Here is a 13,132-nt window from a genome sequence, read left to right as displayed (position 1 = left end):
CCATCGTTCGATTCCATCCCGTTTGTTGCGATGCGCGGCTGCCGGAGCGCCGCGCGTTGATTCGTTTCCATGCCGTGCGCGTCGCCCGACGGCCGGTGCGACACGGCCACGACGTCAGCCGAGCGGCACGCCGACGACAAACGTCAGCAAGGCCAGAACCATGCCGCCGATCGACGCGATCAGCAGCCAGCCGAGTAGCAGCCACATGAGCGGCCGCGCCCCGCTTTTCCTGTACAGGAGCGTGCCGCCCGCGACGATCGGCACGCCGAGGCCGGCGAGCCCGACATTCTTCGGCCACTCGGCCGACGGTGCAAGCGGGATCAGCACGCACGCGAGCAGCACCCATGCGGGGATGGCCAGCAGGCCCAGTGCGATGCCCATGCCGAACAGTTCCGTCCTGCCGAGTTTCATGGCGGATGCCGGCGCTCGCCGATCTGATGTCGAGGCGCCAATCCTACCATTTGCGAGACAGCGCAAAACCGTCTGCGGCCATGCTGCGACGCGGTTGCGCGACGCACCGCCGATGCCGGATCGTCGCGAAAATCGGGTATCCTACGGCCGTTCGTTCGCCGGTGCCCTTCGGGGCCGAAGAGGGAACACAGGGCGCACCACGCGCCGCTGTGGCTGCCCCCGCAACTGTAGACAGCGAGCCGATCTCCCCCTCATGCCACTGGTTTCACCGGGAAGGCCGGGAGCCGGCGCCGACCTGTCAGCCAGGAGACCTGCCGGCCAGAAAGTGCGTGCGTGCCAGTCGGCGTCGGGCGGGGTGTACCGACGCGTTGGCCGCGGCGCGACACTGCCCCGGTACCCCGTGAGTTCCGCCCCCGATTCGATTCCTGCGTCGCCCGTCGTGCGCCCGTCGGCTTGCCCGGGGCTCGTGCGCGTGGTCGCGGCCGCCGACGGCGGGCTGTGCCGGATCAAGCTGCCCGGCGGCCGCCTCGATGCGCGTCAGGCGCGCGCGATCGCCGCCGCCGCGCGTGCCTGCGGCTCCGGTGCGATCGACGCGACCAATCGCGCGAATCTCCAGCTGCGCGGCATTCGCGCCGACGCGGCCGACGCGTTGATACGCGCGTTGCTCGACGCGGGCCTCGGCCCGTCCGTCGACGCAACCGCGGATGCCGTCGCCGATACCACCGCGCTCGCCGCGAGCGACGACGTCCGCAACGTGATGCTCAGCCCGCTCGCCGGCGACGACCCCGCCGCCCTCGTCGACAGCCGCGCGCTCGCCGCGCCGCTCCTCGACATGCTGGCGCGCGAGCCGCGCCGTGGCGAGCTGTCGCCGAAATTCTCGATCCAGCTCGACGGCGGCGAATCGGTTGCGGCGCTCGATCATCCGCACGACATCTGGCTGGCCGCATGGCGTCGCGGCGACGGTGCGGTGCGCATCGCGGCCGGGCTGGCCGGCTGCCCGCCGGTTGCGCACGACGCCCGACCGGCGTCGGTCGATGTCGCGCCCGATCAAGGTGTCGCGCTGGTCCGCGCGCTGCTGCTCGCGTTCCTCGATCTCGCACCGGCGGACGTCACGCGGATGCGTGCCCTGCTTGCAACCTGCGGCGAACGCGCGCTGCTCGAGCGCGCGCGGCACTATGTGCCGTTCGCGCTTGCGGCCGATCCGGCGCTCGCCGGCTGGCGTCGCGCGCGCACCGATCCGGCACGGCGTTTCGGCGTACACCCGTCTCGAGATGCCGCGCGCTGCCACGTCGGCGCGCAATTCCCGCTCGGCCGGCTCGACGCCACGCAACTGGAACGGCTCGCCGCGCTGGCCGAAACCGACGGCGACGGCACGCTGTCGATGACGCCCTGGCAAGGCGTCTTCATGCATCGCGTCCCGCGTGAACGCGCGCCGGCCACGCTCGATGCGCTGGCGTCGCTCGGCCTCGTCTGCGCGTCGTCCGACCCGCTGGCGTCGCTCGTCGCGTGCACCGGCAGCGCGGGCTGCGCGAAGGCGCGCGCCGACACGAAACACGACGCGCTCGCGCTCGCCGCGCGCATCGGCCATGCGGTCGACGTGCACCTGACCGGCTGCGAGCGCCATTGCGCGCTGCCGCATCCCGCGACGCACACGCTCGTCGCGGTTGCGCCCGCGCACTACGACCTTTACCGGCGCGATGCGGCCGCGGGCCTCGGCGCCCCGCTCGCGCGCCATCTGACGATTGACCAGGCCGCGGCCCGACTGACGGGCACGCGGCACAGCCAGGACACCACCGATGCTTGACTACATTCGCGACGGGCAGGAAATCTACCGCCAGTCGTTCGCGACGATCCGCGCCGAGGCCGACCTGTCGCAGGTTCCGCCCGACCTCGAGAAACTCGCGGTGCGCGTGATCCATGCGTGCGGGATGGTCGACGTCGTCTATGACCTGCGCTTCTCGGCCGGTGCCGGCACGGCGGGCCGCACGGCGCTCGCGGCCGGCGCGCCGATCCTGTGCGACGCGCGCATGGTCGCCGAAGGCATCACGCGCGCGCGGCTGCCGGCCGGCAACCGCGTGATCTGCACGCTCGGCGAGCCGGAAGTGCCCGATCTCGCGCGGGATCTCGGCAACACGCGTTCGGCCGCCGCGCTCGAACTGTGGCGGCCGCAGCTCGCCGGCAGCGTCGTCGTGATCGGCAATGCGCCGACCGCGCTGTTCCACCTGCTCGACATGATCGACGCCGGCGCGCCGCGCCCCGCCCTGATCCTCGGTTTCCCGGTCGGCTTCATCGGTGCGGCCGAATCGAAGGCGCTGCTCGATGCCGACAGCCGCGGCGTCCCGTACGTCACGCTGCTCGGCCGCCGCGGCGGCAGCGCGATGGCCGCTGCGGCGGTCAACGCACTCGCGACGGAGGTCGAATGACGAGCGCGCGCGGACGCCTGTTCGGGGTCGGCGTCGGCCCCGGCGATCCCGAACTGATGACGATCAAGGCGCTGCGCGTGCTGCAGGCCGCGCCCGTGGTCGCGTATTTCGTCGCGAAGGGCAAGAAAGGCAATGCATACGGCATCGTCGAGGCGCACCTGCGGGACGGGCAGACGCAACTGCCGCTCGTCTATCCGGTGACGACCGAGGCACTGCCGCCGCCGCTCTGCTACGAGACGGTGATCGCCGACTTCTACGACACGGCCGCCGAGGTCGTCGGTGCGCACCTCGATGCGGGGCGCGACGTCGCGGTGATCTGCGAAGGTGACCCGTTTTTCTACGGCTCGTACATGTACCTGCACGACCGCCTCGCGCCGCGCTACGACACCGAGGTGATCCCCGGCGTATGCGCGATGCTCGGCGGCACCGCCGTGCTCGGCCAGCCGCTCGTCTATCGCAACCAGAGCCTGTCGGTGCTGTCGGGCGTGCTGCCCGAGCACGAGTTGCGCACGCGGCTCGCGCAGGCCGATGCGGCCGTCGTGATGAAGCTCGGCCGCAATTTCGACAAGGTGCGGCGCGTGCTCGACGAGCTGGGGCTCGCGAAGCGCGCGCTGTATGTCGAGCGCGCGACGATGGCGAGCCAGCGCATCGTGCCGCTCGATGAAGTCGATCCGATGGCGTCGCCGTATTTCTCGCTGCTCGTCGTACCGGGGGAAAAATGGCAAGGATGACGACCCCGCCCGCGATCGTGATCCTCGGCGCGGGCGCGCTCGATACCGCGCGGCGCATCCAGGCGCGTTATCCGGGGGCCCGCGTGCACGGCCTCGCATCGCGCGTCGCCGCCGACGTGCCGTTCGACGATCTCGGCACGCACTTGCGCGAACTCTATGCACGCGGCCTGCCGATCGTCGCGCTGTGCGCGGCCGGCATCGTGATCCGCTGCATCGCTCCGGCGCTTGCCGACAAGGGCGTCGAACCGCCCGTGCTCGCGGTGGCGGAAGACGGTTCGGCGGTCGTGCCGCTGCTCGGCGGGCTGACGGGTGTCAACGTGATGGCGCGCGAAATCGCCGCCTGCGTCGGCGTCGCGCCGGCGATCACGACGAGCGGCGAACTGCGCTTCGGCGCATGCGTGCTCAATCCGCCGGAAGGCTATGCGCTCGCCGATCTCGCCCAGGGCAAGCGCTTCGTGTCCGATCTGCTCGCGGGTGCATCGACGCGCATCGACGGCGCGGCGCCGTGGCTCGACAATGTCGCGCTGCCGCGCGACGACGCCGCGGCGCATGCGATTCGCGTGACGCCCGAAGCCTGGCGCGGCACGCATGACGAACTCGTGATTCATCCGCGCAGCGTGGTGGTGGGCGTCGATGCGCACGCTGTTCACGCGGATGGTGCGCTCGCGGCACGCATCGCGGCGTCGCTCGACGCGCAGGGGCTCGCCCGAATGGCGCTCGCGGCCATCGTGGCGCCCGCAGCGGCGATCGGCGATGCCGCGCTGGAGGATGCGGCGCACACGCTCGGCGTGCCGCTTCGTTTCGTCGATGCAGACGTCGACGGTGACGGTGACGGCGGCGTACCGGCCGATGCGGCCGATGCGGCCGCGCTGCTCGGCCGCGCGTTGCGTGTCGTGCACACGCTGCGGGCCACGACGAACGGCATCGCATGCGCGGTCGCGTCGCATCCGGTCGATCCCGCCACGCTCGGCCGTGCGCGCGGCCGCCTGACGGTGCTCGGGCTCGGCCCGGGAGGCGCCGCGTGGCTCACGCCGGCCGCGCGCGCCGCGCTCGCGGACGCGACCGACATCCTCGGGTACACCACCTACGTGAACATGGCCGGCCCGTTCCGCGACGACCAGCGCGTGCACGGCACCGACAACCGCGAGGAGATGCAGCGCGCGCGCCATGCGTTCGAACTCGCGGCCGAGGGCCGGCGCGTCGCGGTCGTGTCGTCCGGCGACCCGGGCGTGTTCGCGATGGCCGCGGCCGTGCTCGAGGCACTCGACGAAGCGCGCGACCCGCACTGGGCCGCGGTCGACCTGCGCGTGGAGCCCGGCATCTCGGCGTCGCTCGCGACGGCCGCCCAGGCCGGCGCGCCGCTCGGCCACGATTTCTGCGCGATCTCGCTGTCGGACAACCTGAAGCCGTGGGACGTGATCGAGACGCGCCTGCGGCATGCGGCGCAAGCCGATCTGGTGATGGCGTTCTACAACCCGATCTCGCGCGCGCGGCCGTGGCAGCTCGATCGCGCGCTCGATGTCGTGCGCGCGCATCGCACGGCCGATACGGTGGTCGTGCTGGGCCGCGACATCGGCCGGCCGGGCGCGACGCTCGCGACGACGACGCTCGGTGCATTGCGCAGCGACCAGGTCGACATGCGCACGATGGTGATCGTCGGCTCGTCGACCACGCGCCGCTTCGCGATCGGCGAGGGTCGCGAGTGGGTCTATACGCCGCGCTGGTATCGCTGAACCCGGTCAGCGCGCCGGCCTGACGCCGTGCGCGCGGGCATACGCCGTGCCGCCCGCCCCCCAGAACCGGTACACGAGCACGCCGACGACGGCCTGCGCAGCGACCACGAACGCGACGCAGCCGGCCCATCCCCACCGGTGCCAGCCGGGCACCGGCAGGATCGAACCGAGGCTGCCGCCGAAGTAATAGCAGGACAGGTAGATGCCGATCGCCGTCGAGCGCGCGCTCGACGCCGCCTGTGAAATGAACGTGTTGGCCGACGCCTGTTCGACGAACACGGCGGTCGAGCTGAGCGCGAGGCCGGCCAGGATCACCGGCACGTGGTCGGACAGCGTGAGCAGCGCTCCGCCGATCGCGAGCGCGGCTGCGGCGAGCCCCGGTGCGCGCGGGCCGCGATGCCGCGCGAGGCGCCCTGCCAGCGGGGTCACGACCACCGCCACCAGGAACACCGCATAGATCGCGCCGATCCCGACCGTGCCGAAGCCGAACGGCGCGCGGGCCAGGCGCAGGCCGACGAACGTGAACGTCGCGACCTGCGACGCGAGCACGCACGCGCCGATCGCGAACGATGCGAGCAGCGGGCCGCGCGTGACGATGCGCCAGGCCGGCCCCGCACCGGCGTCCGTGTCGGGTTCGACACGCCGCGCGATCGCGCCGGACGCCGGCAGGCTCGCGTAGATCGCGATGCCCGTGACGAGACACAGCGCCGCGACGACGTCGAGCGCATGCCGCCAGCCCCACATCGACGTCATCAGGTTGGTCGCGAAGCGGCCGGCGAAACCGCCGAGCGTCGTGCCGGCGACGAACAGCGCGCTGATCTCGGCCGACGTGCCGCGATCGAAGCGCTCGGCGATGTACGCGATCGACAGCGCGAAGACGAACGGCATGACCAGGCCGGCGGCAAAGCGCGCGCCGAGAAACGACGCGAAACCTGCCGCATGCGCGGACCACACGACCGGCAGCGCGACGGCCATCGCGGCCAGCGAGATCGCGATGCGCCGCTCGATGCGCGCGGCCAGCACGCCGACGAACGGCGCGATAATGGCGACGGCCGTCGTGGTGGCGCTCACGCCCTGCCCCGCGCGCTCCGCGCTGACGCCGAAGGTGGCCGCGAGTTCGTGCAGGATGCCCTGCGTCGAATACAGATTGAGAAACGCGGCGAAGCCGCAGAGAAAGAACGCGATGCGCGTGGTCCTGTCGTTCATCGGAGCTGCCTGGTCGTCGATGCCGACAGTCTGACGAGCGCGCCGTACGCACGCCAATACCGTTTTCATCGCGATTGATACCGGAACGACAACAATGCTCGACCTGCGCCGCCTCCGCTATTTCGTGGTCGTCGCCGACGAACTGCACTTCGGCCGCGCGGCATTGCGCCTGCGCGTCGCGCAGCCGCCGCTCACGCGCCATATCGCCGCACTGGAAAGCGAGCTCGGCGTGCAGCTGTTCGAGCGTTCGACGCGCGCGGTGCGGCTGACGCCGGCAGGCGCCGCGTTCCTCGAACAGGCGCGCAACGTCGTCAGCGCGGCCGCCGAGGCCGAGGCGAGCGCACGCAAGCTCGCGCAAGGCATCGCCGGACGAATCGTGATCGGCTATGCGAGTGCCATTCCGATGTCCGACACGTTCCCGGACGTCATCCGCGCCGCGAGCCGCACGATGCCCGACGTCGAATTCGCGTTCCGCGAGGCGGCGACCGCCAGCCAGCACCGGCAGATCGCGGACGGCACGATGGACATCGGTTTCGGCTGGGCATGGGGCGACGCGCCTGGCGTGCCGGTGGCGTCGCTCGTCGTGTCGCGTGAACCGCTCGTGGCCGCCGTGCCGGCCGGGAATCCGCTCGCGGGCCGCGCGAGCGTCGACGTCGCGGCGCTGGCGAACGAAACCTTCGTGACGTTTCCGCCGGGTTACGGCTCAGCATTGGCCGCCGCACTGGACGACCTGTGCGCACAGGCCGGATTCGCGCCGCGCATCGGCGCGACCGCGGCACAGATCACGACACTCGTGTCGCTGGTGGCCGCCGAACGCGGCATCGCGATCGTGCCGGGTTTCACGGCGACGCTGCAGCGTCCGGGTGTCGTGTACGTGCCGCTTGCCGGCACGCGCGCGGTCGAGCAGATTGTGTCCTGGAGCGAGCCGTTTGCGTCGGCGTGCGTCGAACGCTTCGTCGCACTCGCGCGTTCGCTTGTGCAGCCCGCATCGGCTTGATGCGAGTCAAGCGATCCGGATCGACCTTCCCGGTGGTTTCGGTGTTCCGGCTGCGCGACACCCTTTTCCACACCGATCACGTTTGCCGGAACGGTTGAGCGCCCTCACCGAATGCCGCACGTGCCGCAGATATCGCCGGAATGACGCGCGCCGCACTGCCACCGTGACGCGCGTCCCGCATGCCGGCGCGGTCGCCCGCGAAATCGATGAGGGCTGCTCACTACCTCACTGCACCAAGATGGTGTAAACCGCTCGCGCGTCAGCCAGTCCCCCGTCATTCGTGGCCGTGACGGTAAACGTGTACCGCCCGGTCTTCCTCGGCGTACCAATAATCCCGCCCGTATCCTGATTGAACTGGAGGCCTGGGGGCAAACCCCCGTTGGTCACCGTGAAGCGGACGGTCGCAGGCGTATTCGTCGTGATTTTCGCGCCGTAGAGCGCGCCTTGAGTGGCGACCGGCAGGACGGCGGGGCCCAGTTGCGGTGTGGGTGCCGATACGGTCTGCGGCGCGCCGATCGGGACGCCTTCGGCATTCACCTGCTGCAACGACCAGCTTTGCCCGGGGGTGACGGACTTCAGGGTCCACGAGGTCGTCTGGTCGCGAAGCGCGGCCCTCTGCTTTTCGGTGAACGCGCCGAGATTCCTGGCGGTTTCCCACTGCTTGATCTTGTCGAGGATGTCCGGCGTCTCATCTGCCGAGAGCAGGAATGCCATCGTGGACTGGAAGCCAATGCCGGCGTTGAGCGCCGCGCCGCGTGCGAGCCGGGTTTCGATCCTGGTCAACGAGACGCCCGTGATATCGAACCATCCAAGCATGCCCGGCAGGTAGTTGGCCTGGTAGAAGACGTTGTTGCGGTACAGCTGATCGATGTCCGAGTTGGACCAGCTCGCCCGGGTCAGCGTATCCCACGCGTTCGAGGTCATCCGGCTCGTCTCGCTGATGTAGCCGTCGTGCCCGGTATGGGCAGCGTAGGTGCCGTTGATCAACCGTGCAATGCCGAAGCTGCCCCAGCCGGTCTGACTGGCGGATTCCACCCCGTCGAAGGAGTGGGACCGGATGCCGACGTTGTTCCTGAGGGCGCCCAGCCGGGTGGCGATCTCGTCGATGATGCCGAGGCCGCCGATGGCCCCGCCGTACGAATTCACGATCACCCTCGCAACGGGCGTGCCACGCGCGGCTTCGGCCGGGACGGAGCCCCACTGGCCTCGGGTCAGTCCACTGACTTGCCATTCGGTGACGCCTCTTTGGACCGCGTTGAACGAGATGAACTCGTTACCGATACGCAGCATCTTCTCGTTGATCCCGTCCCGCACCGGCGCGAATCCGCTCAAGTAGAGCATCTTGCTCGTCATGTTCAACGGCCGGGACAAGGCGGCTTGACCGCCCAAGGCCAGGCGAGGATCCGCGGGCGGCGAAACGTAGGGGTCGATGGAGGTGGGCGAGCCGACGCTGATGAAGTCCGACATGGTATGGACGCCGACGCGGACGCCGTGCTCCTTTGCCGCCTCCACAAGCTTCTCGGCTCCGTTGTCGCTGTCGCCGAAGGTGGAGTCGAACTGATAATGCCCGGTGTATTTCCAGGGGCCGCGAAAATTCCGTGGCGAGTAGATGTAGTTGATTCCCGCGCTGTTGGCGAATCGGGCGGCCTTGCCGACATTGCCGGTGTCGAGATCGTCCAGCACGAAAGACGACTGGCTGCTCGCCTGCGCCACTTTCTGCCACTGGCCGTTCTGGGTCGGATACGGGAGGTTTTCACCCGAGGCAATGAACGACAACAGGGTCGTCACGAGCTCCGGTGCGCTGCCGTACAGCGCAATCTTCGATCCGATGACCGAGCCCGCGCTGTCGAGCGGGCCGAGCGGGATCGGATAGTCATTGGGATTGAGCCGGTCGCGCCGGCGCGTATAGTCAAACGTAAAGGCGCGCAGCACGGCCCCCCATGACGTCTTCGCCGCCGCGCACCACGGCTCCAGCGCCGCCACGTCCACGTTGTAAGGATTGGGGATGACGTCGCTTTCCCAGCCGTATTGCGGATATTCCTTGGGCCACGCGCCTTCGGTGCGGTCGTTGAGCGGCTTGAGGCCGATCGCGAATTCGTTGTCTCGCACCACGCCCGCGGCTTCACCGACGGTCTGGTTGATCGCGACAGGCAACGGCCCCCACAGCAGCGTCTGAACGTCGGAAGCGGGATCGGTCGACACGCGGGTCACTTCAAAGGTGGCGTAGCCGTTTTTCTGCAGGACGCGGACATCGACCTCGAATGCGAGGCCGGCATCGTTCACGAAGGACAGCGTGTTGTCGGCGGACGACCATCGGACGCCGGCGGGCTTCGCCAGTACGTCGTTGATCACGAGCCTGACGAGCGGGACGGATTTCCCGGGCGAGATGTAGTTGCGGCCGCTGCGCGAATCGATGAGTTCGACGACAGCGCCGGTGGCGTCCAGGCCGAGCGTCAAGTAGCCAGCCGGAATGTGTAGAGTGCTTGTCATTTTTCGACTTTCCTGACGAAAATGGCGGGCGCCGCGAGCGGCGCTGATGGCGGCCAGCCGCAGTGAATCGCTGCGGCTGGCCCGCCGCCGGAACTGCCTCGTCAACTTTCCGGCGGTGAAGCCGGCGCAGTGGGAAAGAGGCAGCGACCGCATGACTCCGGTTCGGGTTTTATTGGCTCGGAACTTCGGCGATATACGAAACGTAGAGGTTTTGCCCCCAGTCGCTGCCCGAATAATTCGGGAACACCCTGTCTTCGCGGGTGATGTTGACGTTGAATCCGGTCGTCGTGACCTGGGTCACCGTCACCGAGAACGTGTCCGGATAACTGGATCCGTCGTTGGGGTCCTGGAGGGCGGTCACGACCACAATGGGCGCGGTCGAAAACGTGCCCGGAAACGTGATCTGCGCATTGAAAGGCGGGTTGATCCAGGAATCCTGATTACCGCCCTGAACGCTTCCGACTGCCTGCTTTGCTACGATTCTTTCCAGCATGTTGAGCTCCTGATGGATGGAACGACGTAAGGTCTTGAGTGAGCCTCGCGCGAATGCACTTCGCTCGAAGACAAAGTTATGCCGCGCATGCGTCGAAAGCGATTACACGTGATTACATGATCGAGGCGGCCATCAAGGGGCGTCGAAAGCGACGATTTCATGTCGAAATCGTCGGCAATTTTGTCCTGGTCCGCGCCCGATGCATGACGGAACGATGTCGAATCGGCAAGATCGTTACGTATCGGGAATCAAATAACAAAAAGAACAACTAACCATTCACTATTCGACGCGAATCCTCCAAGATGGGCACGCCGCCGGCCGGGCATGCCCGGTCGCCCGACCGGCGGCGATACGCGGGCCAGCGTATCCCTCTTCCACTTGGAGAACACAATGCACAACAATGTGTTGCCGCGTTTCATCCCGCGCGCGTTTGCCGCGGGTTGCCTGCTCGCCGTGGCGAGCGTGTCCCAGGGCGCCGGCGTCTATGCGCCCTATGTCGACGTGACGCTCTATCCGACGCCGCTCGTCGACCAGATCGGCGTCCGGCAAGGCATCCAGCAGTTCACGCTCGCGTTCGTGGTCGCGGGCAACGGGTGTACGCCGTCGTGGGGCGGCGTGCAGCCGATCGGCAACGGCGCGAGCGGCGGCCTGCTGACCGCGCTGTCGACGTCGATCGCGAGCTATCGCGCGAAAGGCGGCGAAGTCGCCGTGTCGTTCGGCGGCGCGAACGGCACGCCGCTGATGCAGGCATGCTCGACGGTCCCCGCGCTGGCGGGCGCGTACCAGACCGTGATCGACACGTACGGCCTCACGCACATCGACTTCGACATCGAGGGCGCGTCGCAGCTCGACACGGCCGCGGTCGCGCGCAACTTCCAGGCCGTCACCCAGCTGCAAGCGAGTTATGCGGCGAAAGGCAAGCCGCTGCACGTCACGCTGACGCTGCCGACGATGCCGACCGGGCTCACGCAGGACGGCCTGAACGTCGTCAACGCTGCGATCTCGAACCGGACCGTGTTCGATGCGGTGAACGTGATGGCGATGGACTACGGCCCCGCGAACATCGACATGGGGGCCGCCGCGATCAGCGCCGCGCAGGCGCTGTACGCGCAACTCGATACGGCCTTCAAGTCGGCCGGCCAGCCGAAGACCAACGCCCAGCTCTGGCAGATGGTCGGCGTCACGCCGATGATCGGCGTGAACGACGTGCAGGGCGAAACCTTCACGCTTGCGAATGCGCAGAGCGTGCTGAACGCGGCGGTCGCCAACGGCTACGGCTTCTTCGGCAACTGGTCGGTCGGCCGCGACCAGGCGTGTCCGTCCGGCGGCACGTATGCGTCGCCGACCTGTTCGGGCGTCGCGCAGCAGCCGTACGCGTTCGCGACGATCTTCAGGCAGCTCGACGGCAAGTGGGGTGCGGGCGTCACGCAGGATCCGAACTACGGCGGCGGCTCGGACGGCGGCACGCCGCAACCGGGCGCGCCCTGGGCGGCCGGCCAGGTCTATACGGCCGGCGCGACCGTCACCTACCAGGGCACGACGTATCAGGCGCAATGGTGGACGCAGGGCGACGTGCCCGGCCAGGCCGCCGTGTGGAAACCGGTGGGCGGCGGCACGGCCACGTGGTCGGCGACCACCGCGTATTCAGGCGGCACCTGCGTGATGTACCAGGGCGCGAAATACTGCGCGAAATGGTGGACGCAAGGCGACAACCCGAGTGCGGGTGGTGTGTGGGTGAAGTCGTGATGCCGCGGATCGGCCGTCGCTAGGCCTGCACGGGCATCGGGGGCCGTTCACGGCGATCGTGGCCCGATCGCCGGCGGACGGCCCGCTTCGGTTGCTGGCCCTCCTCCGGTACGCCCCGCCCGCCGTCAGCCGCGCGCGTGTTCGGCGAGCAGCCGGGCCTTCGCGTCGACGAGCAGCGCCGCATGCGTATCGCGATGCTGGCGGATCCGCTCGGACGGCCCGACCACCGACAGCCCGTACCAGTCGCCGTCGAGCGTCAGCGCAACCGCGATCGCCGACAGCTCGGGCGCGCTCTCGCCGAAGTTCTCGGCCCAGCCGAGTTCGCGAAACCGCGCGGTTTGCGCGACGAGCGCGGGCAGGTCCGCCACCGTCGCGTCGGTGAAGCGCTCGAACGGCAACTGCGCGCCGAGCGCCTGCTGCGCGTCGCCGGCCAGTTCCGCGAAGATCGCCTTGCCGATCGAGTTCGCATGCAGCGGGCGCAGTTCGCCCGGCTCGCGCGTATAACGGATCGCCTGCTCCGATTCGACGACGTCGAGGTAGGTGACCGACACACCCTGGATCTTGCCGAGCACGGCCGTCTCGCGGCTCGCGTCGCGCAGCGCGACGAGATGCGGATGGACGATGTCGACGACCGGGTCGGTCGCGTCGATCGCCGCGGCGATCGTCTGCAGGCGGCGCGTCGGGTAGTAGCCGCCGCGCCTGCGCACTTCGTACAGGTAACCGCGGCTCACGAGCGTGCGCGCCATCGCGAGGCAGCTCGACGCCGGTACATTGAGCAGGCGCGCGAGTTCGGTGAGCGGCAGCGGCCGCCGTTCGGCGGCGAACAGCTCGAACAGGTCGAGCGTGCGGGCAACGAGTTTGACGTCCATGACGAGCGCTTGAATCGGAACGGGAAACCGCGC

General features: G+C 69.0%; 11 protein-coding genes and 1 riboswitch. Of the genes, 6 read left to right on the top strand and 5 right to left on the bottom strand.

Annotated elements, in window-relative coordinates; genetic code table 11:
* Positions 1 to 114 precede the first annotated feature (114 nt).
* Positions 115 to 411: a hypothetical protein gene (locus tag AB3K92_RS31180; RefSeq protein WP_021163554.1), complete on the bottom strand. Its 297-nt coding sequence runs from the start codon at positions 409 to 411 to the stop codon at positions 115 to 117.
* 142 nt (positions 412 to 553) lie between these two features.
* Positions 554 to 745, top strand: a riboswitch (cobalamin riboswitch).
* A 105-nt stretch (positions 746 to 850) separates the two neighbouring features.
* On the opposite strand from AB3K92_RS31180, the gene cobG reads away from it, so the two are divergent.
* From cobG to cobJ, 4 genes are read left to right on the top strand one after another with little or no spacing between them, the layout of a single operon-like run.
* Positions 851 to 2,215 (top strand): precorrin-3B synthase, encoded by a 1,365-nt coding sequence (gene cobG / locus AB3K92_RS31175; protein WP_369466862.1) that lies wholly within the window; start codon positions 851 to 853, stop codon positions 2,213 to 2,215.
* A complete protein-coding gene (locus AB3K92_RS31170; protein ID WP_027787410.1) occupies positions 2,208 to 2,834 on the top strand; it encodes a precorrin-8X methylmutase in 627 nt (208 codons plus the stop codon). Before cobG ends, AB3K92_RS31170 begins: the two co-directional genes overlap by 8 nt.
* Positions 2,831 to 3,565, top strand: a complete 735-nt coding sequence (locus AB3K92_RS31165) for a precorrin-2 C(20)-methyltransferase (protein ID WP_021163557.1) — start codon at positions 2,831 to 2,833, stop codon at positions 3,563 to 3,565. Before AB3K92_RS31170 ends, AB3K92_RS31165 begins: the two co-directional genes overlap by 4 nt.
* Positions 3,562 to 5,298 (top strand): precorrin-3B C(17)-methyltransferase, encoded by a 1,737-nt coding sequence (cobJ, locus tag AB3K92_RS31160; protein WP_369466521.1) that lies wholly within the window; start codon positions 3,562 to 3,564, stop codon positions 5,296 to 5,298. The genes AB3K92_RS31165 and cobJ overlap by 4 nt, the downstream gene beginning before the upstream one ends.
* 6 nt (positions 5,299 to 5,304) lie before the next feature.
* Here cobJ and AB3K92_RS31155 read toward each other — a convergent pair whose 3' ends face one another.
* Entirely contained in the window at positions 5,305 to 6,504 is a 1,200-nt protein-coding gene (locus AB3K92_RS31155; RefSeq protein ID WP_048020557.1) for an MFS transporter, read from the bottom strand.
* Between the two features lie 94 nt (positions 6,505 to 6,598).
* Here AB3K92_RS31155 and AB3K92_RS31150 point away from each other — a divergent pair, with 94 nt between their 5' ends.
* A complete protein-coding gene (locus AB3K92_RS31150) occupies positions 6,599 to 7,501 on the top strand; it encodes a LysR substrate-binding domain-containing protein (protein WP_059710213.1) in 903 nt (300 codons plus the stop codon).
* Positions 7,502 to 7,726: 225 nt separating this feature from the next.
* Here AB3K92_RS31150 and AB3K92_RS31145 read toward each other — a convergent pair whose 3' ends face one another.
* Together AB3K92_RS31145 and AB3K92_RS31140 are read right to left on the bottom strand one after the other, a co-directional pair.
* Positions 7,727 to 10,144 carry an Ig domain-containing protein gene (locus AB3K92_RS31145; protein ID WP_369466520.1) on the bottom strand — a complete coding sequence of 806 codons (2,418 nt, stop codon included), beginning with the start codon at positions 10,142 to 10,144 and terminating at the stop codon, positions 7,727 to 7,729.
* 16 nt (positions 10,145 to 10,160) lie between these two features.
* Entirely contained in the window at positions 10,161 to 10,484 is a 324-nt protein-coding gene (locus AB3K92_RS31140; protein WP_059496002.1) for an H-type lectin domain-containing protein, read from the bottom strand.
* Between the two features lie 390 nt (positions 10,485 to 10,874).
* Here AB3K92_RS31140 and AB3K92_RS31135 point away from each other — a divergent pair, with 390 nt between their 5' ends.
* Entirely contained in the window at positions 10,875 to 12,230 is a 1,356-nt protein-coding gene (locus tag AB3K92_RS31135) for a chitinase (protein WP_060230667.1), read from the top strand.
* Between the two features lie 125 nt (positions 12,231 to 12,355).
* Here the strand turns inward: AB3K92_RS31135 and AB3K92_RS31130 are convergent, their stop codons facing one another.
* Positions 12,356 to 13,099 (bottom strand): IclR family transcriptional regulator, encoded by a 744-nt coding sequence (locus AB3K92_RS31130; RefSeq protein WP_021160072.1) that lies wholly within the window; start codon positions 13,097 to 13,099, stop codon positions 12,356 to 12,358.
* Positions 13,100 to 13,132: the final 33 nt, after the last annotated feature.

The organism is Burkholderia sp. Bmkn7, from assembly GCF_041103175.1.
In the GTDB taxonomy this organism is placed as follows: Bacteria; Pseudomonadota; Gammaproteobacteria; order Burkholderiales; family Burkholderiaceae; genus Burkholderia; species Burkholderia cepacia.
This window is presented reverse-complemented; position numbering and strand designations above follow the sequence as displayed.